Annotated in this window: 21 protein-coding genes, 2 pseudogenes and 1 riboswitch; of the genes and pseudogenes, 11 read left to right on the forward strand and 12 right to left on the reverse strand. The window is 73.2% G+C overall.

From position 1 onward, the window contains the following. Positions 1-53: 53 nt before the first annotated feature. The 3 genes and pseudogenes from OG624_RS36940 to OG624_RS36950 all read left to right on the forward strand — a co-directional run. On the forward strand, positions 54-1292 hold the full coding sequence (locus OG624_RS36940; RefSeq protein ID WP_371640430.1) for an FAD-dependent oxidoreductase: 1239 nt from the start codon (positions 54-56) through the stop codon (positions 1290-1292). A gap of 137 nt (positions 1293-1429) precedes the next feature. Then, positions 1430-2101: a hypothetical protein gene (locus OG624_RS36945; RefSeq protein WP_033216078.1), complete on the forward strand. Its 672-nt coding sequence runs from the start codon at positions 1430-1432 to the stop codon at positions 2099-2101. Between the two features lie 31 nt (positions 2102-2132). Further along, a pseudogene (locus OG624_RS36950) lies at positions 2133-2669 on the forward strand (FAD-dependent oxidoreductase); the annotation flags it as partial. Between the two features lie 29 nt (positions 2670-2698). On the opposite strand, the gene OG624_RS36955 reads toward OG624_RS36950, so the two are convergent. The 4 genes from OG624_RS36955 to recQ form a co-directional block, all read right to left on the reverse strand. Beyond that, positions 2699-3226 carry a hypothetical protein gene (locus OG624_RS36955; protein WP_371640431.1) on the reverse strand — a complete coding sequence of 176 codons (528 nt, stop codon included), beginning with the start codon at positions 3224-3226 and terminating at the stop codon, positions 2699-2701. A 114-nt stretch (positions 3227-3340) separates the two neighbouring features. Beyond that, a complete protein-coding gene (locus OG624_RS36960) occupies positions 3341-4201 on the reverse strand; it encodes an N-formylglutamate amidohydrolase (protein ID WP_371640432.1) in 861 nt (286 codons plus the stop codon). A 66-nt stretch (positions 4202-4267) separates the two neighbouring features. Next, the gene (locus OG624_RS36965) at positions 4268-4780 is read right to left on the reverse strand and encodes an SRPBCC family protein (protein WP_033216082.1); all 513 of its coding nucleotides are present in this window, start codon (positions 4778-4780) and stop codon (positions 4268-4270) included. Between the two features lie 82 nt (positions 4781-4862). Continuing rightward, a complete protein-coding gene (gene recQ / locus OG624_RS36970) occupies positions 4863-6893 on the reverse strand; it encodes a DNA helicase RecQ (protein WP_371640433.1) in 2031 nt (676 codons plus the stop codon). Between the two features lie 55 nt (positions 6894-6948). Here recQ and OG624_RS36975 point away from each other — a divergent pair, with 55 nt between their 5' ends. The 5 genes from OG624_RS36975 (at position 6949) to OG624_RS36995 (ending at position 12529) form a co-directional block, all read left to right on the forward strand. After that, positions 6949-8166 carry a hypothetical protein gene (locus OG624_RS36975; RefSeq protein ID WP_371640434.1) on the forward strand — a complete coding sequence of 406 codons (1218 nt, stop codon included), beginning with the start codon at positions 6949-6951 and terminating at the stop codon, positions 8164-8166. Between the two features lie 103 nt (positions 8167-8269). Continuing rightward, complete coding sequence (locus OG624_RS36980; protein WP_371640435.1) at positions 8270-10321, forward strand: nuclease-related domain-containing DEAD/DEAH box helicase; 2052 nt, start codon at positions 8270-8272, stop codon at positions 10319-10321. 115 nt (positions 10322-10436) lie between these two features. Further along, positions 10437-11171, forward strand: a complete 735-nt coding sequence (locus OG624_RS36985) for an SDR family oxidoreductase (RefSeq protein ID WP_033216090.1) — start codon at positions 10437-10439, stop codon at positions 11169-11171. Continuing rightward, the gene (locus OG624_RS36990; RefSeq protein WP_326749812.1) at positions 11168-11641 is read left to right on the forward strand and encodes a nuclear transport factor 2 family protein; all 474 of its coding nucleotides are present in this window, start codon (positions 11168-11170) and stop codon (positions 11639-11641) included. The genes OG624_RS36985 and OG624_RS36990 overlap by 4 nt, the downstream gene beginning before the upstream one ends. Before the next feature lie 93 nt (positions 11642-11734). Beyond that, on the forward strand, positions 11735-12529 hold the full coding sequence (locus OG624_RS36995) for a peptidoglycan recognition protein family protein (RefSeq protein ID WP_161293774.1): 795 nt from the start codon (positions 11735-11737) through the stop codon (positions 12527-12529). A 37-nt stretch (positions 12530-12566) separates the two neighbouring features. Here the strand turns inward: OG624_RS36995 and OG624_RS37000 are convergent, their stop codons facing one another. Together OG624_RS37000 and OG624_RS37005 are read right to left on the reverse strand one after the other, a co-directional pair. Continuing rightward, the gene (locus OG624_RS37000) at positions 12567-13025 is read right to left on the reverse strand and encodes a hypothetical protein (protein WP_371640436.1); all 459 of its coding nucleotides are present in this window, start codon (positions 13023-13025) and stop codon (positions 12567-12569) included. Then, positions 13012-13464, reverse strand: a complete 453-nt coding sequence (locus tag OG624_RS37005; RefSeq protein ID WP_033216097.1) for an Ohr family peroxiredoxin — start codon at positions 13462-13464, stop codon at positions 13012-13014. Before OG624_RS37005 ends, OG624_RS37000 begins: the two co-directional genes overlap by 14 nt. A gap of 76 nt (positions 13465-13540) precedes the next feature. After that, positions 13541-13603: riboswitch (guanidine-III (ykkC-III) riboswitch) on the reverse strand. A 244-nt stretch (positions 13604-13847) separates the two neighbouring features. On the opposite strand from OG624_RS37005, the gene OG624_RS37010 reads away from it, so the two are divergent. After that, positions 13848-14687 (forward strand): SDR family oxidoreductase, encoded by an 840-nt coding sequence (locus tag OG624_RS37010; RefSeq protein ID WP_051762980.1) that lies wholly within the window; start codon positions 13848-13850, stop codon positions 14685-14687. A gap of 33 nt (positions 14688-14720) precedes the next feature. Here the strand turns inward: OG624_RS37010 and OG624_RS37015 are convergent, their stop codons facing one another. The 6 genes and pseudogenes from OG624_RS37015 to OG624_RS37040 form a co-directional block, all read right to left on the reverse strand. Beyond that, positions 14721-14912 (reverse strand): hypothetical protein, encoded by a 192-nt coding sequence (locus OG624_RS37015; RefSeq protein WP_161293768.1) that lies wholly within the window; start codon positions 14910-14912, stop codon positions 14721-14723. A 207-nt stretch (positions 14913-15119) separates the two neighbouring features. Beyond that, complete coding sequence (locus tag OG624_RS37020) at positions 15120-16304, reverse strand: vWA domain-containing protein (protein WP_371589409.1); 1185 nt, start codon at positions 16302-16304, stop codon at positions 15120-15122. A gap of 12 nt (positions 16305-16316) precedes the next feature. Continuing rightward, positions 16317-17516 carry an AAA family ATPase gene (locus tag OG624_RS37025; RefSeq protein ID WP_371640437.1) on the reverse strand — a complete coding sequence of 400 codons (1200 nt, stop codon included), beginning with the start codon at positions 17514-17516 and terminating at the stop codon, positions 16317-16319. Further along, positions 17513-19225 (reverse strand): ankyrin repeat domain-containing protein, encoded by a 1713-nt coding sequence (locus tag OG624_RS37030; RefSeq protein ID WP_371640438.1) that lies wholly within the window; start codon positions 19223-19225, stop codon positions 17513-17515. Before OG624_RS37030 ends, OG624_RS37025 begins: the two co-directional genes overlap by 4 nt. After that, positions 19222-20358 carry a gala protein gene (locus OG624_RS37035; protein WP_371640439.1) on the reverse strand — a complete coding sequence of 379 codons (1137 nt, stop codon included), beginning with the start codon at positions 20356-20358 and terminating at the stop codon, positions 19222-19224. Before OG624_RS37035 ends, OG624_RS37030 begins: the two co-directional genes overlap by 4 nt. Positions 20359-20433: 75 nt before the next feature. Further along, positions 20434-20506: pseudogene (locus tag OG624_RS37040) on the reverse strand. Positions 20507-20884: 378 nt separating this feature from the next. Here OG624_RS37040 and OG624_RS37045 point away from each other — a divergent pair. Next, the gene (locus OG624_RS37045) at positions 20885-21946 is read left to right on the forward strand and encodes a 3-oxoacyl-ACP synthase III family protein (protein WP_033216105.1); all 1062 of its coding nucleotides are present in this window, start codon (positions 20885-20887) and stop codon (positions 21944-21946) included. Positions 21947-21949: 3 nt separating this feature from the next. Then, a complete protein-coding gene (locus OG624_RS37050) occupies positions 21950-22816 on the forward strand; it encodes a hypothetical protein (RefSeq protein ID WP_371640440.1) in 867 nt (288 codons plus the stop codon).

Raw genomic sequence — 22816 nt, forward strand, 5'->3', positions numbered from 1 at the left:
GTCAGGGTGGGTTCTGTTCGGCGAGCAGAGGAGCTGAAAGGACGGTGTCGGGTATGCGGGTGGTCGTGGTCGGTGGCGGGATCGGCGGGCTTGCGTTGGGGGCGGGGCTGCGCCGCCGGGGGTTCGAGGTGGCGGTGTTCGACCGAGACACCGATGTGGCGGCGACGGGCGGCTACCACATCACCCTGGACGAGCGGGCGCAGTCGGCGCTGAAAGACCTGGTGGAACCGGAGATCACGCAGCGGCTGCTGGCATCGGGGTCCGCGCTGCGACTGCGCGAGCGCGACGCGTTCTGGGACCGCCGCGGCCGGCTGCTGGGCCACGGCCCGGACCTCGGCGACAGTGCAAGTATCGACGTCGATCGGATCACCCTGCGGAAGCTGCTGGCCGAAGCCGTCGGAGACCGCCTGCACCTGGGATGCAACGTGTCCGGTGTCGGACACGACGACCACGGTGCGCCCCGAGTGCTGTTCACGGACGGGGCGCCGGTCTCGGCGGATCTGGTGGTGGGCGCGGACGGCACCCACTCGGTGGTCGCCCGACACCTGGCCGGAGGTCCGACCAACAGCCCGACGGGCATCATCGGGTTCTCCGGCCGCACCCTCCGGCGAGACCTCAGCCCCGGCGAGCATCGGCGACTCGGGCCACGATCGGGGTTGGCGATCGGCCCGCGCGCGGGAGCGCTCTACGTCGGCTTCCTCGACCCGGTCGGCAACACCGCGCTCGACGCACCCGAGTTACGCATGTCGGTCACCACCGAACCCACCTACATCTGGGGCGCCATGTTCCCCGAATCCACCGGCACCGATTCCCTGCGCGACCTGCGTGGCGGCGCGCTGCGGGCCGCGTTGCTCGGCCTGTTCCGTGAGCGGGGCTGGGCCGAGCACACACTCGAGGTCATCGCCCGAGCAGACCCGCACAGCGTGGCCGGGTTCCGCTTCAACGCCGCCTCCACCCGCGCAGCGGATCTCGCGCCGTGGCCGGCGGGCCGGATCACCGCGCTGGGCGACGCCGTCCACGCCACACCGCCCACCGCCGGAATGGGAGCGGGCGCGGCCATCCGCGACGCCGCCGGCCTGCTCACGCACCTCAGCGCCGCCGCCGACGGCACCACCACCCTCACCGACGCCGTTGCGGATTTCGAGGCAGGCATGCGTCGGCGCGGAAGCGAGGTCCTCACCCTGGCCATGAAGACCGTCCGGTGGATCCTGGCCACCGACACCACACTCGGCGCCGCAGCCACCGTCGTGAGCACCCCGATTCTTGCCGCGGCCGCCCGGCTACGTCACTGACGCGGCGTGGTGCGCGGAGCGACTTCGGACGACGCGGAGCACGGTCAGGCGCGGGGGCGCCCGGAGTCTGCCGGCTACCAGGTACCCCGGTGCGGCACAATCACGATCAACGGGCGGGTAACGGTGGGGGTGGGAACGTGGGACTCTTCGGTTCGCGAGGCCGACGCAAGGGCATACCGAACGAGCCGGCGCTGCTGGCCGCGGCTGCCGAGAATCCCGGAGGCAGTGTCGCCGAGATCGACACGACGTACATCGACGACCCCGACGGCTACGTACCCCCTGAGGCGGTCCGCGGCGCGTGGTTGGTGGACAGCAGCGGGAAACTGACAGGGGAGTACGAGAAGAATCCCCGCCACGGGGTACCGCAGGACGACTTCAGCAAGCTCACCGATCCCGACCACTGGCTCGGCTGGCTCGGCGATGATCCGGCGGCCGCCGTCCGGGAGGGGATCGAAGAGTCCCTGCGCGCCCAGGTGGCTGATGCCGTGGTCGAGTGGGTCAAGATCCTCGAAACGCCGCGGTTCCTCACGGGCGGACGTCCGAACTCCGAAAACGAGCAGGTCATCCTGGTCACCCGTGCGGCGCTCGCCGCACCCTTCGCCCTGTCCGTGAGCAGTGCGCAGCACGGGCGCTCCCTCCTGCTGGGAGTGTTCTCCTGGGCGGCCGTGAACCTCGCCCCGCCCGGAGTCCGCAGGGATCGGCACTGGTTCGACCTGGGAGTCGGGCTGGATTGGGCCGGTGAACGGCTTCAGCAGCGGATCTACGAGGTCGACGGGGAGGGCGGGGAGAACGGGAGCGCCGAGCGGTAGCGCGGTCTCGTAGCCCTCGTCGGGCGACAGCGTCACCTTGGTCGAGACCTCCCTGGACGACGTCGACACCCGCCACCCCGACCTCGCCCGGTTGATCGGCGACGGGTCCCTGGCGGTCTACGGCGTGAACCGAGCCCTGGTCGCCCAGCGCAACAGCGGAGGCCACGTCAAGGTGTACGCCCGGTTCCGTGCGCCGCTGGACCGGCACACGAACCTCGACCTGGCCCCCCGTCACGGCACGGCTTTCACCCACCGCCCCCTCTACGTCCTGCCCGCCTCCCACACCTGGACCCACGTCCCCGGGGTGATGCTGCTGGGCGACGCCGCCCACCTGATGCCCCCGCTGGGGGCCGGCGCGAACCTCGCGATGCCGGAAGGCGCCGAACTCGCCGAGTTCGTCGCCGCCACCGGCCCTGGAGATCTGGACGAGGCCGTCCGCGCCTTCGAGGAACAGATGTGGGCACGGGCCGCCCGGTGGGCGAAGATCACGATGGCCGGGCTGGAACGCCTCGTGAGCCCGGACACCACCGCGGCCCTCGCCCTCTTCGACGAGCTCCAACCGTCCTGACGGCCGAGCGCGACGAGGACGCCCTCCGCTCAGCGGCGCGGGGCGCGATGGCGGCGGTGGTAGGAGAGGGTGACGGCGCCGAGGAGCGGGCCCCAGAGGAACAGCGGGAGGTAGAGGATGCCGACCACGAAGCTCCCGGTCGGCGTCATGTCGTCGTGCGGAAACCGCCACCACCAGGGTGTGAAGGCCCAGAGCACGGTCAGGGCCGCCGCGCCGAGGGCGGCAGGGACCACGGCGGCCATGGGGCGGACTCTTCGCCCTCCGATCAGCGGAATCCAGTGGGGCACGACCGCACCCCACGGCCGTACCAGACCGATCGTGAGGAACGCCGCGAGCTCGCAGACCACGCTGAGTGTCAGCATCCACACCTGCGCGCCGATCGTCCGGAAGGTCTCGAAGCCGACGTCCGTGTATCCGGCCGGGTATCCGAGCACCAGGGCGATGCGCCACAGCCCGCTCGGCAGGACCACCCAGGTCGTCAGATGCGCGGCCCGGACAGCCCAGCGGGGCGGCGCCGCTGCGGAGTTGACCGTCGAGTCGCTCGTTCGCATGCCCATGCCACACATCGTCACGTGCCGTCCGACAGAACTCATCACCCTGCGCGACGGGCTCGGCCGGTCCTGTGGAGCGACAGCGGGACGGTGGCCTCCCCCACGTGGGGGAGGCCACCCTCATCCTCCGAGGCCATGGCCTCCGCGAAGCCTGCCGCGGCCTAGGCCGTCCACGAGTTCGGTCAGCGCCGCCGCCAGCGTGGCGAGGCCCGGTCCGGCGGGGCCGCCCGGTTCGGACATGTAGGTGTCCCTGCGGATCTCGACCATCAGCGCACCGACCCGCGGGTCCTTGCCGTAGTGCCGCAGCGGTACGTACGTACCCGCGAAGGGGCTGTCGAGCCCCGTGCCGCCGAAGCCCGCGAAGGCCTTCTCGGCCGCGGCGAGGAGGGCGGCCGGGGTGTGGAAGGGGTCCGTGCCCAGGCAGATCGGAGGCCTCGGGCCGGCGCCGTGCAGCTCGTAGGGGAGGGGCTCCGTCGGGTACGAGTGCACGTCGATGATCACGGCCCGGCCGACGGCCTCCAGTCGGTCCTCCACCGCCCGCGTCATCGCGTCCGCGTACGGGTGGAAGTAGCGGTCGATCAAGGGTCCGCCGTCGAAACCGTCCGCCCGCAGGCGCTCCCGATGGGTGGTGCGCGTGTACACCGCTCCCATGCCCACCGCCAGCATCTCCTCTCGCTCGTCGGGGAAGCGCTCGGGGTCGATGACGAGGCGGGACAGCCCGTTGACGAACCGCCACGGTGTGAGGGCGCATCCGGCGGCGGCCGCCGCGGCGATGTCCGCCGTGTGCGAGTCGGTGATGTGGTCCAGTTCCCGCTCGAGCGCCGTGTCGTCCAGCACGATCCCGGCGCGTACGGAGTCCGGTACGGCGCGCGAGGAGTGCGGTATGTGCAGGATCACCGGTGACGCCGCGGCGCCGGGAAGGAGCCGGAAGGACTCCGGCCGGAAGGGCTCCGGCCGGACGGACTCGACGGCGTGGTTCATGTGGATTCCTCGGTAGAGGGCCGTGCGCGGGGCGGAGCGCCCGCGAAAGCCTGACGGCCCCCACCGTTACCCCATGTCGGACGCAGGTTCCATCGCTTTCTTGAGGTTGCGCAGGGTGGTGGCGATGTTCCTGCGCTGGAATTCGGCGAAGGTGTGTCCCCGGGTGGCCACCCGGTCGAAGGCGTCGGCCACGAAGTCCGGCCACGAGCGCCGGTCGTCCGTCCACGTCTCGGTCACCCGGGTGCCCTCCGGGACCGGCTCGAAGCGGTACTCCCAGGTCGCGATGGCACCGGGCACCCGCGGGCGCCGGACCCCGATGGCGTGCACCCGGAAGCGGAACAGTCGGTCCTCTTCGAGCGCCGTCACCGTGCACCTGGTGGTCCACCGGAAGGCCCCGCGCTTGTTGCGCCCGTCGAACACCGTCCCGACGCGTGTCGACCCGGCTCCTCCGTGCACGGTGGCGCCGAGGTTCTCCGGGCTCCAGTCGCCCATCCGGGCAGGATCGGAGACGTGCCGGTAGACGTCGGCGGGACTGACGTGGACGACGATGCTGTCGGACACGGTGAACGTACGAGGCATGTTTCTCCCCTCCAGGCGGCCGACGCTACCGTGCGGCCGCACCCGTGGCTACCCATCGGTAACTCCCGGGTGCGGGGGACCGCTACCGCCAGTCGTCGTCGAAGGGCGGCGGAGGCATCTCGTCCAGGTCGAACGGCGGCTCCTCCTCGGCATCCCGCGCCGCCCGGTGGTGCTCCGGCCGGGCCGACGACGGCGCCGGAGCAGCCGCAGCGGCCGGAGCAACGGGCGCCACAGGCGCGACCGGCGCGCCCGAGGCCGTCGCCCCGCACTCCGCCAGTGTGGCGAGCACCCCCTCGGCGTACTTGGCGAGCTTGGCCTCGCCGACGCCGCCGATGCCACCCAGCTCCTCCGTCGTGGCCGGCACCCGCGTCGCGATCTCCCGCAGCGTCGCGTCGTGGAAGACGACGTACGCCGGGACGCCCTGCTCCCGCGCCGTCTCGGCCCGCCAGGCACGCAGGGCCAGGAAGACCGGTTCCGCCGCGGCCGGCAGGTCGACGGGCACACGGGCGCCCTTGCCGGAACGCGAGCCGCCTTCCTTGCGGGCGGGACCGGCGGGCGCCTTCTCCTTCCGCATCGAGACGCTGCGGCGTCCGCCCAGCACCTCGCCGCTCTCCTCCGTCAGCACCAGCGTTCCGTAGTCGCCCTCCACCGCCAGCAGCCGCTGCGCCAGAAGCTGGCGTACGACTCCCCGCCACTCCGCGGTGCCCAGGTCCGCCCCGACACCGAACACCGAGAGCCCGTCGTGGTCGAACTGGATGACCTTGGCCGTCTTCTTGCCCTGGAGGATGTCGATGATCTGGCCGGCGCCGAACTTCTGCCGCCGTTCCTTCGCGAGCCGCCACACCGTCGACAGCAGCTTCTGCGAGGCGACCGTCGCGTCCCAGGACTCGGCCGGCGTCAGACACGTGTCGCAGTTCCCGCAGGCAGTGCCCGGCTGCCCGAAGTACGCCAGCAGCCGCACCCGACGGCAGTCGACCGTCTCGCACAGCGCGAGCATGGCGTCCAGGTGCATGCCCAGCGAGCGGCGGTGCGTCTCGTCGCCGTCGGACCCCTCGATGAGCTTGCGCTGCTGCACCACGTCCTGCAGCCCGTACGCCAGCCACGCCGTGGCGGGTTCCCCGTCGCGGCCGGCCCTACCGGTCTCCTGGTAGTAGCCCTCGACCGACTTCGGAAGGTCGAGATGCGCCACGAAGCGCACATCGGGCTTGTCGATGCCCATGCCGAAGGCGATCGTGGCCACCACCACGACACCGTCCTCCCGCAGGAACCGCGCCTGGTTCGCCGCGCGGGCCCGGGCGTCCATGCCGGCGTGGTACGCCACCGCGTCGATGCCCTGCTCCACCAGGAAGGCCGCGGTCTTCTCCACGGAGGCCCGCGAGAGGCAGTAGACGACTCCGGCGTCACCGGCGTGCTCGCCGCGGATCAGCTCCAGCACCTGCTTGAGCGGATTGTTCTTCGGGGCGATCCGGTACTGGATGTTCGGCCGGTCGAAGCTGGCGACGAAGTGCCGGGCCTCCTCCAGGCCGAGCCTCGCCACGATCTCGGCATGGGTGGCCTCGGTCGCCGTCGCGGTCAGCGCGATCCGCGGCACCTTCGGCCAGCGCTCGTGCAGCATGGACAACGCGAGGTAGTCGGGCCGGAAGTCGTGACCCCACTGCGCGACACAGTGCGCCTCGTCGATCGCGAAGACGGACACCTTGCCCCGGTCCAGCAGCCGCTGGGCGCTCTCGGTGCGCAGCCGCTCGGGTGCCAGGTACAGCAGGTCCAGCTCGCCGGCGAGGAACGACTGCTCGACGGCCTGCCGCTCGTACGTGTCCTGCGTCGAGTTCAGGAACCCGGCCCGCACCCCGAGGGCGGTCAACGCGTTCACCTGGTCCTGCATCAGCGCGATGAGCGGCGAGATCACCACGCCCGTGCCTTCTCTGACCAGCGCCGGGATCTGGTAGCAGAGCGACTTGCCGCCACCGGTCGGCATCAGCACGAGGGCGTCACCACCGCCGACGACCTGCTCGATGATCTCCTCCTGCTCGCCGCGGAAGGAGCTGTACCCGAACACGCGGTGCAGTACCTGCAGAGCGTCGGAGGTCTCGGTGGAAGCGTCGGGAAGTGCCATCCACGAAGCCTATCGACACCCACCGACACCCGATGCCGCCGAGTAGCATCCCGGGATGGCGAAGACGATCAAGAAGCTGACCCCGGAGCCCGGCCGGACCGACGCCGAGGCCCTGCGTGCGTACGACGCGGACGCCCTCGCGCGGTGCGTGGCCGACGCGAAGCAGCCGTGGTGGCGCCGCGTGGCCTGCGTGGAGGCGCTGGCCGGACGCGTGCCGGAGCGGCGCGTGGGCCGGCTGATCGCGTGCGTCCAGGACACCGATGACGTGAGTCACGTGCGAGTCGCGCTGCTGGGCCTGCTCTCGGACCGCCCCGAGCTGCTGCCCTGGCTGCGGCACGAGGACCGGCAGCAGGACGGCAAGTACGGCATGGCCGAGGCGGTGCTGGGGGCCCGCGGCGCGCTCGGCGACCTCACGGCGGCGGGTGCCTTGGCGACGCTCGCCTTCGACCTGTGGCGCGGCCGGCGGGAGACCGGCGAGGCCGGGATCGACGGACTGGTCGCACGGCACGGGGTCGAAGCGGTGCTGGCCCAGCTCGGCGCGGCCCGCCCCGAGGACCGCTCCCTCGCCGTCCGCCTGCGGGACCGCGCCGGCGAGGACGTCACCGACGCGCTCGCGGACCCCGACCCACAGGTCGCCTTCCGCGCCCAGGCGCTCCTGACCGACCCGCAGCGGCTGCGCGGCTACCTCGCCGAGGCGCCGACCGAGGAGGCGAAGCTGTGGGCCGCGTACGCCCTGCACCGTCTGACCGAGGACATCGATGAGACCCGCAGGCTGTACGAGGAGCTGGGGCGCCCCCGCGTGGAGGTCACCGGCCTGGACGAGGAACTGCGCGCGGCGATCGTCCACGAGTACGGGCGGTGGTGCGAGGAGCGGAGCGATCCACGGTGGCGGATGGAGGCCCTGTGCACGGAGCCGCCGCCGGCCGGCGACACGGGCGAGCGGCTGCGGCGGGCCTCGGCCGCACTCACGGCCGCCGGTCTCGCGCCGAAGCCGCCGATCTCCTGCGGCGAGGACAACGGGGTGGGGGACGGTACCTACGACGTGATCAGGTACGGCGAGAGCGGCGACGACGCGGTGTTCCTCAGCACCCTCGGCCGGTTCGCCGCCGGTGAGGACGACCATCCGCAGGTGCGCCGCGCCCTCGAATCGGCCGGCTTCCGCTGGCTCGACGCGGCCGTCCGCGCCATCCAGGTCACCGACCTCGGGGTGTACTACTTCGGCAGCCGCGGCCCGTTGGGCATCGACACGTTGGTCTTCTACTGGCAGGACTGACCGGAGCGGCCAGGACCGAGCGAAGGGGCGGCCCCGTAGGCGCCCTGCCGCCATCGTCGCGTTCCGCCCTATGATCGTCACTCCGCGTACGAGGGGGGCTGGTATGGGGGCAGGCGGGGCGGCATCGCAGCGGACGCAGGAGGCACGGCGGCAGGAGCGGTTACTTCGCGAGCAGTGGCACGCCGCCCGCCGGCAGGCCCTGCGGTGGGACACGGCCGGCGAGGGGGAGCAGCGGGTCCTCGCCCAGCTGCTGGTACTGACCGCGCGCGGCTGGCGGTTGCTCGTCGACCGCCGATGGTCCCGGACCCCGGCCGCCGACGCGGACATGCTGCTGGTGGGGCCCGGCGGGGTCTTCGTCGTCGACGTCACGGCCGGCCGCGAGCCGGCCGAGGGACACGCGCCCGGGCTGCTCGCCGCCACGAAGGCGGCCGAGAGCGCGGTGGCCTCCCTCGGCATGTCACCGGTGGCGGTCCAGCCGGTGCTGGTGTTCGCCGGGCAGCGCCTCGACGCGAGCCTCGGCCGGATCCGGCTCCTGGGCGAACACGAGATCGGCCCCGTGCTGCTGTCGCAGCGGCACAGGCTGCGCGCCGAGTCGGTCCGGGCGATCGCCGACCACCTGGAGCGGGTGTTCCCGGGCTACGCGGGGTCGGCGATCGACCAGCGGCCGGCGCCGGCGCCCGAACCCCACCGACCGGGCTCCCCGGACGGACTGTTCGACGTGCAGGGGCTGCGCGACGCGGCCCTGGAGGGGGCGAGGCGCGCGCCGATCGAGCAGTGGATGACCTTCCTCCACCCCGACCAGGTGGCACTGGTGCGCCGCGACTGGTCGGGTCCCGCCCGCATCAGCGGACCGGCGGGCACCGGCAAGACGGTCGTCGCCCTGCACCGTGCGGCCCACCTGGCCCGGCGGACCACCGGCCGCATCCTGTACGTCACCTTCGCCAACAACCTGCCCCGCGTACAGAGCACCTTCCTCAAGGCCATGGCCCCGGCCGTCGCCGACCGGGTGGACTTCCGCAGCCTCCACTCCTGGGCCCAGGAATTCCTGCAGGAGCGGGGCATACCCGTCCGGTTGCACGGCGACAAGGCCGAGACCGCCTTCAGCCTCGCCTGGAAGAACGTCGGCCGCGCGAGCCGACTGGCCGCGCTCGACCCGGCCCCCACCTACTGGCACGAAGAGATCGACCACGTCATCAAGGGACGCGGCCTCACCCGCTTCGAGGAGTACGCGGCCGTCCCCAGGCGACGGCGGAGGGCGAGCCTGCACCGTACGCACCGCCAGGCCGTGTGGGAGCTCTACGAGGCGTACGAAGCCCTGCGCGGGGTGCGCGGCGTCCACGACTTCAACGACGTCCTCTCCCTCGCCCTGGCCGAAGCGTCCCGCCGCCGCGAAGGACCTCCGTACGCGGCCGTCATCGTGGACGAGGTCCAGGACCTCACCCTCGTCGGCGTACGCCTCCTGCACGCGCTCGTCGGTGACGTGCCCAACGGTCTGCTGCTCGTCGGCGACGGCCAGCAGACCGTCTACCCGGGCGGGTTCCGCCTCACCGACGCGGGCATCGACATCCGGGGCGACCGCGGACAGGTCCTGCGCACCAACTACCGCAACAGCAAACAGATCCTGGACGCGGCGCTCACCGTCGTCGCCGACGACGCCTTCGAGGATCTCGACGGCGTGCGCACCTCGGGCCGCCGCGACGTCGACCTCACCTACCACGACGGGGACGTCGTACGCGTCACCCGGCCCACCGTGGAAGCCCACGACCGGGAGCTCCTGGACGCCCTGCGCTCCCTGCCCGAGGGCGCCCTCGCCGACACCGCCCTGCTGTGCCCGTCCATGCGCGCCGTAGGCGACTACCAGCGGCTGCTCACCCAGGCCGGCATCCCGGTGTGCCAGTTGGAGCACTACGACGGCCGTGCCGTCGACGCGGTGAAGCTGGGCACCTACCGCCGGGCCAAGGGCCTGGAGTTCAAGAACGTCTTCCTGCCCCGGCACGACACGGTCCCCGGACACGGGACTCCGGCCGGTACGCCGGCCGGTACGGAGACGTCCGAGACGGCCCGGGAGCGTGCGGAACTGCTGCGCAGCCGGCTCTTCGTGGCGATGACCCGCGCCCGTGACCTGCTGTGGCTCGGCAGCGTCACCACCGGGTAGGAGACCACCGTCCAGGCCGCGTTGCCAGGGTGTGACGCGTCCTGGTCGGCCGGTGGCGGCGTGCCCAGACTCGGTCGGGCGGAGTCATCCGCTTCCGACGAGGAGTAGGGCAGGTATGAGGAACGAAGCCAAGGTCGTGGCCATCACGGGAGCGAGCAGCGGGATCGGGGAGGCGACGGCCCGGCGGCTCGCCGCCGACGGACACCGGTTGTTCCTGGGCGCGCGGCGCACCGATCGGCTCGACGCGCTCGGCCGGGAGATCGACGAGGCGGGCGGTACCGCGGCGTTCCGGCGACTGGACGTCACCGACGCCGCCGATGTACGGGCCTTCGTGGCCGCCGCCCGCGACCGGTACGGCCGGGTGGACGTGCTGGTCAACAACGCCGGGGTGATGCCGCTCTCGCCGCTCGACGCGCTGAAGGTCGACGAGTGGGACCGGATGATCGACGTGAACGTGCGAGGAGTGCTGCACGGGATCGCCGCCGCGCTGCCCCTGATGCGGGCCCAGGGCGGCGGGCACTTCGTGAACGTCGCCTCCGTCGGCGCGTACGAGGTGTCGCCCACCGCGGCCGTCTACTGCGCCACCAAGTACGCCGTCCGCGCGATATCCGAGGGGCTGCGCCAGGAGTCGGACGGCACCGTCCGCGTCACCCTGGTCTCGCCGGGCGTGACCGAATCCGAGCTGGCCGAAGGCATCTCCGATCCCGCCGCGCGGGAGGCCATGAAGGCCTATCGCGCCGTGGCGCTGCCGGCGTCCGCCATCGCCGGAGCCATCGCCTACGCGGTCGCCCAGCCGGCCGAGGTCGACGTCAACGAGATCGTCGTACGCCCCGCCGCGAGCGCGCAGTGACCGCCGGACCGTACGAGGACCTGCTGCGCCGACTGCGGGTCCTGGAGGACAAGGAAGCACTGCGGCGGCTCATGATCCGCGGCTGGCGGGCGCTGGACCGCAAGGACTGGCGGGCCTGGATCGAGTGCTGGGCCGAGGACGCGTCGCTGGAGTTCGAGCCATGGGGGGAGATCCACGGGAGGGAGGCGGTCCGGGCGAAGGTGGAGCAGGCGGAGGCGCACTTCCCGCACATGCAACACCACATCCTGAACATGGACTTCCACGTGGAGGGGGACCGGGCCACGGGCGTCGGGTACATGTGGTTCGTCGCCGTGACGGGCGGCGACGGAAGCACGTCGCCCACCTCCATGGGCGGCCCCTACGACTGGGAATTCCGCCGGACTCCCGGGGGCGGCTGGCTCCTGACCCGCCAACGGCTGGGCGTCTGGTGGACCGACGGGGAGGAGACACCACCGAGCCTCGGCCGGTGAGCCGCCCGGGCGCGGCCGGTCGGGGACACTCCCGGGGGTCACGCGGTGTGTCGGCAACGCCGGCGCGGGGGGAGTCGCCTTCAATGGCGCCGCATGACCTTCTCCGCACTGCACCAGCCGTCGGCGCGCGCCGCGGCGCCGTACTCCCGCCGTTCGCTCCTCACGGGAGCCTTCGCCCTGGCCACCGCCGCGGCACTGCCGCTCGCCGCGGCGGGGCGGGCGTACGCCGCCGCCACCCCGGACATCATCGGCTGCGCCACCTGGGGTGCGCGCGCGGCGTCCGAACCCGTCGTCGTCCTGGCCAACCGCCCGGAGCGGATCATCGTCCACCACACCGCGACGGCGAACGTGACGGACTACTCGAAGCAGCGCGCCTACGCCCTCGCCCGCGCGATCCAGACCTACCACATGGACGCGCAGGGCTGGATCGACACGGGCCAGCACTTCACCGTCAGCCGCGGGGCCTTCGTGCTGGAAGGGCGCCACCAGAGCCTGGCGGAGCTCCGCACCGGCTCCCGCCAGGTGCGGGCGGCGCACTGCGTCGGCCAGAACACGGTGTCCATCGGCATCGAGAACGAGGGCACGTACATGTCGGAGGCCCCGCCGGCGGCGCAGTACGCGGCGCTGGCCGACCTGTGCGCCCACATCTGCGACCAGTACGGCCTGCCCGCGTCGGAGATCTACGGTCACCGCGACTTCAACGCCACCTCCTGCCCCGGCGACCGCCTCTACGCCCAGCTCCCGACCCTCCGCAAGGACGTCGCCGCCCGCCTCGGCGCGCCCGCGCCGCAGGAGGCCGTCGATCCCCTGGAGGACCTGGTCCGCCAGGTCACCGGCCGGCCGTCCTCGTCGTACGAGGAGTACCTCCCGGCGGGGCTGCTGCCCTGACGGTCCGCCGCCGGCTCCCGCGGGCCTCGCGAGGGGGTCACAGGCGCCAGTACGTACCGGCGTGGGAATCGACGTGCACCACGTGGCGGCCGACGCGCACCACGTGGTGGTCCGGGCCGGACCAGGAGCCGCAGGCGCCGTCGGCGCCCGGCAGCGGGGTCCAGATCTCCAGGAAGGTGCTGCCGTCCGGGTTGGTGCCCCGCTCGACGAGGTTCGTACCGTCCCACCGGAAGGTGCCGGTGTCTTCGCCGGGCTCACCGGTGAGGTGGTGGAAGCGCGTCCGGGAGCCGTCGAAGGACGTCGTACCGGCGAAGCCCCGGCTGTCGGCGTAGAACGACCCGGCCTGCAGCCACACCACTTCGCGGTCCTCGATCAGAGGTCCGCCGTCGCGGCTGATGCCGCGCCGCAGCCAGGCGCCGCGCTCGGGCACGGGGACGCCCGTCCCGCCCGGGACGTGCCCGGCCGGCCCGGTGCGGCGGGGCTCAGGCGCGGTCATCGGCGGCGGGTTCGTCCACGGCCAGCAGCGTCAGCGGTACGTTCCCACGTACGGCCTGCGAGTACGGGCAGACCGCGTCCGCCCGGTGCAGCAGCGGCTGGAGGTCCGCCGCTCGCCACCCGGGCAGGCCGACGGTGAGCGTCACCGCGAGGCCGTAGCCCGCGGGCGTGTCCGTGGTGCCGAGCTGGACCTCGCAGGCCACGCGGGCGGCGGAGGCGTCCGCCCCGAACTCGGCGGCGACCTCCGCGAGCGCGGAGGTGAAGCACGCGGCGAACCCGGCCGCGAACAGCTGCTCGGGATTGGTGGTACCGGGAACCTTCTTGCGCGGCGGGGCGAGGCGGACGTCCAGACGTCCGTCGTCCGTACGGACGGATCCGGTACGTCCCCCCGCGGCGTGCGCGGTCGTCCGGTACAGGCTGCGGGTGAGTGGCACGGTCATGCTGTTCGGCCCATCTTGCTCGACGAGGACGCTGCCCGGGTGCGGACAGCGGACGGCACTGCTCGTGTCAGTACCTCGCGCGTCGTCGTGCGTAACCGGGTACGGCGCATCTCGTCCGGGGCCGTGGACCGGCCGCCGGACAATCTAGCAACGCCGACCCTGGTCCGGGGCGTCCCCCACGGTGAAGTACCTCACCCGCCGGTGGCCGGCCTGCCGGCCGCGTCCGTCCCGGCGCCGCCCGGGCAGGACGTGCCGTACGCGCCCGTGGATGCGCCCGCGCGCCTCCGCACGCCCCCGCAGGAGGGGATGACCGAGGGCCGCCGCCCCACGACCATGACCGTCACCACCACAGTCCGGAACAACTCACTCGCCTCGGGGGAACGATGGGACGACGCTGGCTGGTCACGGGATGCTCCTCCGGCCTCGGGCAGGCGCTGGCCACGGCCGCCGCCCGGGCCGGGGACTCACTGGCGGTCACCGCCCGCAAGACCGCGGACCTGGAGGACCTCGCCGCCGCCTGGCCCGGCCGCATCGTCCCGATCCCGCTCGAACTGCGGGACGCCGCCTCCTGCGAGGAGGCCGTGCGCAGCGCCGTGGACCGTCTCGGCGGTGTCGACGTCCTCGTCAACAACGCGGGCATCGGACTGTTCGGTGCCGTCGAGGAGGTGTCGGACGCCGAGCTGCGCGACCAGTTGGAGACCCTGGTCGTCGGCCCCTGGCGGCTCACCCGGCTCGTCCTGCCGCTGATGCGGTCCCAGGGCCACGGCCACATCGTCAACATCTCCTCCATCGTCGGCCGGATCGCCTTTCCGGGCCTGGCGGCCTACGTCGCCGGGAAACACGCGCTGGAGGGCATGAGCCAGGCGCTGGCCGTCGAGGCCGCCCCGCACAACATCCGCGTCACGGTGGTGGAGCCGGGGATGTTCGCCACGCGCTACGGCACGTCCATGACCGAGGCCCACCACCGGATTCCGGCCTACGACGCGACCAACCGCGAGATGCTCGAAGGCGCCCGCGGTCTCGCGGAGAACCCGGAGACCGGGCGCCCCGAGGACTTCGCCGCGCGGGTCCTCGCCATCGTCGCGACCCAGGACCCCACACCACTGCGGATCCCGGTCGGCGACGACGCGTACGGCTACCTGGAGCTGGCCGAGCAGGCGTCCCGCGAGGAGTTCGCCGCGGCCCGGATCCTCACGCAGGGCCCGCCCCCGCCGCCGGCCTGACGGCGGGGTCTGCGGCCGTGGTCGCTCCCGGGGTCAGGGCGCGTGGTGCTGGATGCCCCGCTGGCCGGGTACCCGGGTCGACCGGGGCGCGTCGGAGCGCCGGTGGTCGGCCCGCTGTCGGCGGCCCGGGAAGGGGTTGCGCCGCACGGTGGCGCTGGGAGCCGCGATCAGAAGACCGACAAGTGCGAGGACCGCGACGAGGATGAGCACGGTGACGAGGTTCATGGTCCTGCCTTTCGTCGAGGATTGACTGCCTGTCACTACATCTTGTTACCGAATTCCGCGCCGCTAAACACAGAGGGTGACGGAATGTGCCGTCAAGGACCGGGCCCGCGCTGCCGATCCGGCAACATCAGGCGTGCCCAAGGGCGTTGACGAGGGGCGCAACGCAGGGGTGGACCGGCGCCGTTGCCGGCGATGTCCGTGCCGGGTTCAGGTGGTCGGCGTGACGCGTACGGTCTCCACCCAGGGCGGGGGCGCCGGCGGGGCGTCGCCGACCAGAGCGGCGATCAGCCGGCAGGACGGTGTCTCCTGCGGCCACGGCGTGTGTCCGTCGGTCAGCACGACCACCACGTTCGGGCGGTCGGGCAGGGCCAGGGCCGCGTCGATACCGACCCGCATGTCCGTGCCACCGCCACCGGCCAGGGTCACCTCGCCGGCGCTGCGTACCCGCGTCACCGCGTGCACGTCGGCATCGCACGCGAGGACGGCGATCCGGTTGCCGCCGACGCCCACCTCCCGCAGGACGCCGGTGACTTCGGCGAGGGCGGCCGCGAGGTCGTCGGGGCCCATCGATCCCGAGGTGTCGATGACGACGGCCACCCGCGGCAGCGGCCTGCGCAGACTGGGCAGCACCACCCGGCCGCCGAGCGCGGGCGTGCGGCGCGAGGGACGGCGGTAGGTGTAGTCCACGGCGCCGGCCGCCCAGGCGGCCGCCTCGCGGACCGCACCCGCCAGCGCCTGGCGCCAGTCGACGGTGGGCTCCAGGAGTTCCTCGGCCCACAGGGCCCAACCCGCGGGGATCCGGCCCCGGGTGCGCTGGTGGGCCCGTACGGCCTCGGCGGTCTGCCGGCGCAGCGCCTCCGCCTCCACCGGGCCGACCCGGGCGGGGCCGCCGTCCTCGCCCAGCTCCCAGGGCGTGGGGATGCCGTGCGCGCCGGAACCGCAGTCGGGGCCGCGGGGCGTCGGCGGGATCGCCGGCAGGTAGGCCTCGAACAGGCCGCCCGTGGGCAGGCCGTAGAGCCGGGGCTCCATCCGGCCCTCGGGCAGGACCAGCCCGTCGGCCAGCAGGTCGTCGTTGATCTCGCAGTCCTGGGCGATGTTGACCCGGACCGCGTCGCGCTGGTCCGCGGCGGGCAGCCGCTCGGCCCGGCCGTGGTGGTCGCGCAGCAGGTGCGCCACCTCGTGGATCCACACCCCGGCCAACTCGACGACCGGGGTCGCCTCGACGAAGGCGGGCGAGACGTAGCAGCGCCAGAACCGGTCGACGCCCATGGTGCGCACCTCGGCCGAGGGGACCACCGTCAGGGCGTACAGCGCGGAAGCGAGGTACGGACGGGTCTCGGCGGCCTTGTAGCGGGCCGCCAGCAGCTTCGCGCGGTCCAGCTCCGGGCGCACGGCTGACCGGGCTCAGCCGCCGCCCGGCAGCGAGCCGGACAACTGGAGCAGTTCCACGAAGGCGTCGATGCCGGCGGGCACCGGCCAGTCGAGGTCGCGCATGGCGGCGAGGTCGGCGGCGGCGCGGGCGGCGACGTCGGGCACGCCCGCGTCCACGGCCTTGGAGAGGACCGCCCAGGCCGCTTCCCAACGGGGTCGGGTGAGATCGCTCTGCACGGCCGCGACCACGGCGATGAGGAAGGCCAGCTGCCGGTCACCGCGCTCGGGCAGGGCGAAGGCGTCCGGGTCGGCCAGGACCCTGTCCGGGTCGGGCAGGTCGAGGTGTTCGAGGTACGAGAGCAGCTCGATCCCGGCGGCCTCGCCCACGGCCCCGGTGAGGGCGGCGGCCAGCGCCTCCCGGCCCGACGAGGCCGCGTACCCCGTGGCCAGCAGCCGCAGGGCCATCTCCCAGGTGCGCGGGGACGGCCAGCCGCGGCCCCGCCCGGCGGCCTCGGACGGCATGTGGTGGACCAGACCCGGCCGCGCGGTCAGGAAGCCGGAGACGGCACCGCGGGCGCGGGCGACCGCACCGGACGCCTTGGCGGGGTCGACGTCCGGGATCGCCACCTCGGGCCAGGTGCCGGCCATGCCGCGGGCCACGGTGCGCGGGTTGTGCGTCCAGTCGAGGTGGACGAAGCGGTTCGCGAGCGGTGGGCTGAGGTGCCAGCCGTCCGCGGCGCTGGCGGGCGGATTGGCCGCGGCGACGATCCGTACCGCGGCCGGCAGCTCCAGGCTGCCGACCCGGCGTTCCAGGACCACGCGCAGCAGGGCTGCCTGCACGGCCGGCGGGGCGGAGGACAACTCGTCGAAGAACAGCAGGCCGTGGCCGGTGCGAGCGAGGCGTACCGCCCAGTCCGGCGGCGCCATCGGGACACCCGTGGTGGCCGGGTCCTCGCCGACGATGGGCAGTCCGGCGAAGTCGGAGGGCTCGTGGACGCTGGCGATGACGGTCTCCAGCGGCACGCCGAGCGCGGTGGCGAGCCGCTGCATGCCGGCGGACTTTCCGATGCCCGGCTCACCCCACAGGAGGACGGGCTGATTGGCCGTCACGGCCAGTGCGAGTGCCTCCAGTTGGGGGTTGGTGGCGGGCTCGGTGCGGGTGGCGTCCAGCCGGGCACCCAGGGCGTCGGCGGCGGCCAGTGCCCGGGTGGGCCGCGATCGGGTGGCACTCACGCGTCGTCCCCCTCTCCGCCTTCGCCCTTTTCCTCTTCGTCGTCTCCGTCCTCGTCCTCGTCCTCGTTCTCCCAGTACTCCATGTGCTCGTCGAACCAGTCGGCGCCGATCTCGGGGAACTCCTGGTCGACACGGTCCCGGAGGAAGGTGAGGTCGGTTCGCTTGTAGCGTCGGATCTCCTGGGACACGGAGAGGTCCATCTCGTCCATGACGTCGATGCGGGAGCCGGCCGCCAGCAGAGCCCTGACCAGGTCCGCCGAACCACCCCAGTGCACCGCGGACAGGAGCGGGGTGCGATACGCCTTGTCCCGCGCCTCCAGGTCGAGACCGGCCGCCAGCAGCCGCGGCAGCAGTACCTCGTGGTCGAGCAGGTGGAGCGCGTGCAGCAGCCCGCGATGGCGGCCGTCCCGGATCCGGGGGTCCACACCCGCGTCCAACAGCGCCACCACGGCGGGGGTGTCGCCGTGCTGGACGCGCAGGAAGAACGCCTGCCGCTCCGCCCGGAGGCCGCGCGGCAGCCGCCCCTCGCCCGTGGTCCAGGACTGCTGTACGGCGAAGCACCCCGAGACCGCACCGCCGAACGCCCGCATCGCGCGCTCCCGTTGCTGCTCCTCCGGGGTGTGCGGCAGGTCGAGTACGCCGCCTCGCGAGCGCACCTCGTGCCACCCGCCGCGACAGCGCACCCGTACCGGCCGGCCGTCCGTGCGGGGGCCGGGCGGTCCCGCCGCCGGGCCGGCGTCCGGGAACAGCGCGTCGGTCACCAGCGGGTGCAGCTCGCCGGGGGAGATCCGGCCGGTCCGTACCAGTTCGAGATCGGGCAGCCGTTGCCAGGCGTACCGGGGCAGGGCCGGGAGGGAGGCCGCTTCGGCCTGCGTAACGATACGGGCCCGGAGCGCGTCCGGGCCGGTGTGCTCCAGCACGGCCGAGTAGGGCCAGTCGACCGTGAGCCGGTACCGGTCGCCGGAACCGGCCGCCGCGAGCCGCGTCACCTCCGGCGCGATCCGGGTGAGGTCGGCGGGCAGCCGCGCGAAGAGTGCCTCCGGGTCCGCCGGGCGTTGGTACCGCTGCACCGGGGGGACCGTCAGGTCGCACAGGATGCCCGCGGCCTCGTACGCGCCGACCGTGTCCCCGGCGGCTCGCAGCTGTGCGATCCGCTCGGCGAGGCCGTCGGGGTCGGCGAAGCGCGCGCCGAGCTCAGGGGCGTGGCGGGCGTCCCAGAACGGCCGCATGGAGGTCCAGTGTTCCGGGGCGAAGCCGCGTCCCGTGTACTTGTTCCGCTCGGTGACGACGGGCGCGCAGTGCAGGCGCAGCCGCTGCGAGCCCTCGGTCATGACGGGCGTGGTGACCGACAGGGCCGGCCCTCCCGGGCCGCCGTAGGAGGCGAGCACGATCCGTAGGTCGGGGGCGATGGTGGTGCGGCCGCCCAGGAGCCGGGGCAGGTGCCAGCGCAGCAGGTCGGGGGCGAGGTGCGGCAGGTCCTCCGCCACGGCCTCGGCGACGCCCGCGCCGTATCGGGCCTCGACCTCGGACAGCTCGAAGTCGACGTCCACGGCGGCGACCGCGCAGGCCGCCCGCCAGTCGCCGGCCAGCCGGTGCGCGGTGGCCTGCTCGATCATCCAGCCGGGCACCGCGTAGCGGCGGATCCGCTGCCACGCCGGGCCGTCCTCCTGCCGGAAATCGCCGGACAGTTCGGCGTCGGCCGGGCTCACCGGTACACGCTGCCGATGGCGCGTACGTCCGGGTGCGCCGCGCGGGCGGGACGCAGTCGCTCGGTGAAGGAGCGCTTCACCCGGCGGGGCAGGCCGGGGCCCAGGCCGACGTACTCCAGGGCGCTGTCCGCGGGCACCGCCGCGAGCAGGCTCTTCGCGCCGCGCCCGGTGAGGCCGGTGTGGCGCAGCTCCAGTCGGCGCAGGGGGCTGCCGGGGAGAGCCGCGGCCAAGGCGTACGCCCCTTCGTCGCCGGGGTGGTTGCCGGGGGCCCCGAGGCTGCGCTCGGACAGGGTCCGGCCGAGGTCGAGCACCTCGATGCCGCCGAGGGAGGCGGCCAGCGCACGCGCTCCGGCGGCGCCGATGCCGTTGCCGCCGAGCCCGAGGCGGACCGGGTGGGCGGAGTCGGCGGCGGCCGCCGCGAGGGTCGTGACGCCCTCGTCGCCGAGGTGGTTGGCGGGGACGTACAGCTCGCGCACCCCGGCCTCCCGGATCAGGGCGGCCAGCAGCGGGGCGGCGTCGGGACCGAGGCCGTTGCCGCCGAGGAAGAGCCGTTCCAGGGGCTGTTCGCGCTCCAGCAGGGCGTCGAGCAGCAGGTGGACGCCTTCGGCGCCGATCCCGGTGTTGACCAGGTCGAGGGTGCGCAGGACGGTGTTGCGGCGCAGCAGCGCGGCCAGGGTGCGGGCGCCGTCCGCGAAGAGCGGGTTGCGCTTGAGCCACAGGGCGCGGACGGTCGTGTCCTCGCCGAGGGCGCCGGCGAGGGAGCCCACCCCGTCGGGGCCGATCCGGTTGCAGCCGAGGTAGAGGGTGTGCAGCCCGTGGCCGGCCGCGAGCGCCTCGGCCAAGGTGCCGGCGCCCGCGTCGCCGATGGCGTTGGTGCCGAGCAGCAGGTGCCTGGCGTGGGCGGAGGCGGTGGCGGCCGGCAGCAGACGGGCAGCGCCCGCCGGGCCGAGCCCTTGCTTGCACAGGTCGAGGCGGCCGTCGGCGCGCAGGGTGCCGAGCGGGAAGGTCTCGTCGGTCTCGACGGGCCGGTCCGCCGCGAGCCGGGCCAGCAGCGGGTCGAGGCGCGCCGGGTCGGCCGGTGGCAGGTCGGGGTGCTCGATCGCGGGGCACCGTACGGGTGTCGGCTGTGTCATCACCACTCCACCGGTTTCCTGCGCCGGTGCCCGGCGTCCATCACGACGTTGACGAGAGAACTGCAGAAGAAGACGCAAGACCGGTCGGATTCGAACCGACGTCCTCCAGCTCGATGCGTGGGCGCGACGACCTCTGCGCTACGGCCTTGCTGCCGGCGATCATACCCACCCGGCGGCCGGAAATCGATCACCAGTTTGGCCGGTCCGACGGGGGCCCCAGGCCCGAGCCGATCGCGGTCCATCAGGTGGACCGAGTGGTTCCGGACAGGTTTTCGAGCGCGCGAGTGCCGCGAAGAGAGGCGGAAGGGCGGATTCTGCTCGGTGTCGCGGCGGCGGCGAGCAGTGGCCGGTGGCCGATATTCGACCGTATGTTCCGCATTTGCGAAGCCCTGTCACACCGTCGACATCTCCGTACGCTACGGTAACTTGACTGTCCGTTATTCCCCGGACACCCCTTGAATCCCTCTGTCAACCACCGCCCTGGCACTCCCATGCCCGCGGCGGACCGCCACGGAGAGCGACACACATGAGCACCGCCACCGCACACAGCCGAATAGAAGCCTTAGGCCTCTGCCTTCCGGCAACAGTCCAGACCACGCCTCAACTCGCCGCCCTGGTCCCGGGGCTGGGGGACGTGGACATCGAGAAGATCACCGGGATCACCGAGCGACGCGTGTACGACCCCGAACCGGACGCCGGCGAGGACTCGTTCGGGATGGCCCTGGCCGCCGCCCGGGACGCGCTGCGGTCCTCCCGCTACGAAGCCGCCGACCTGGACATCGTCATCTCCGCGTCGATCACCCGCTTCAAGGACGGCAGCCGCTTCACCTTCGAGCCGTCCTTCGCCGCGATGCTGGCCGGGGAGCTGGGCGCCCGCTCCGCCATCCACTTCGACGTCTCCAACGCCTGCGCCGGAATGATGACCGGCGTGTGGCTGCTCGACCGGATGATCCGCTCCGGTGCCGTGCGGCGCGGGCTCGTCGTCAGCGGCGAGCAGGCGACCCGCGTCGCGCAGACCGCCGCACGCGAGATGACCGACTCCTACGACCCGCAGTTCGCCTCGCTGTCCGTCGGCGACTCGGCGGCCGCGGTCGTCCTGGACGTCTCCGTCGACGCCGCCGACCGCATCCACTACATCGAGCTCATGACCTGCTCCGAGTACTCCCACCTGTGCATGGGCATGCCCAGCGACCGCACCCCGGGCATCTCCCTCTACACGGACAACAAGAAGATGCACAACCGCGACCGGCTCAAGCTGTGGCCCCGCTTCCACGAGGACTTCCTGGCCAAGCGCGGGCGGACGTTCGCCGCCGAGGAGTTCGACCACATCATCCAGCACCAGGTCGGCACCCGGTTCATCGACTACGCCAACCAGACGGCCGAGGCGGAGTTCGGCACGCCCATGCCCGACTCGCTCTCCGTCGTGGAGCGGTACGGAAACACCGCCACGACCTCGCACTTCCTGACGCTGTGCGAACACCTCAGGGCGGGCGACGCCCGCCCCGGAGCCACGTACCTGCTGGTGCCGGCCGCCTCCGGCGTGGTCACCGGTGCCCTGTCCGCGACGCTCACGAACGTGGGGGTGTGAGCCATGGGCATGATCATCACCGCGGCCGCGACCGCACTTCCCGACAGGTCCGCCCCGGCCTCCGTCGTGGACCTCGCCGGCCGTGCCGCCCGCGGCGCCCTGGCGCGGGCCCAGGTGCCGGCTTCCTCGATCGGCACCCTCATCAACGTCGGCGTCTACCGCGAACACAACACCTTCGAACCGGCCATGGCGGCCCTGGTCCAGAAGGAGGTCGGCATCAACCTCGACTACATCGCCGACCCCGAGCCGGCCGCGGGCTTCTCCTTCGACCTGATGAACGGAGCGTGCGGCGTGCTCAACGCCGTCCAGGTGGGCCAGGCCCTGCTGGACACGGGAAGCACCGAACGGCTGCTGATCACGGCCGCCGACGTGCATCCCGGCGGCGACGCGCGGGACGACGTCGACTACCCGTACGCGGACCTGGCCGGCGCCCTCCTGCTGGAGCGCAGCGCCGACCCCGACGCCGGATTCGGACCGGTCCGGCACTACACCGCCGACCGGCCCACCGACGTCGAGGGCTACCTCGACACCGCCACCATGGGCCGGCAGGGCCGGACCGCGATCACCGTCCGACGTGAGTCGGACCACGCGGAGCGGCTGGCCGAGTTCGCGGCGCGGGCCGCCGCCGACTACGCGCGGGAGTTCGACATCGACCTCGACCGGACGTTGGTGATCGGCCCGGCCACGACCGCCGACGGCGTCGGGGCCCAAGGAGAGCCGCACACCGCGGCGCCGGTCCTCGGCTACCTCACGGCGACGGACGGCGTCCGTCACGACGACCACGACCACGACCACGACCAGTTCCTGTTCGTGTCGGTCGGCGCCGGCCCGAGCGCGGCGTGCGCCCTCTACCGGCCCGAGGGGCGGTGA

It is taken from the genome of Streptomyces virginiae, from assembly GCF_041432505.1.
GTDB classification, from domain to species: Bacteria; Actinomycetota; Actinomycetes; order Streptomycetales; family Streptomycetaceae; genus Streptomyces; species Streptomyces virginiae_A.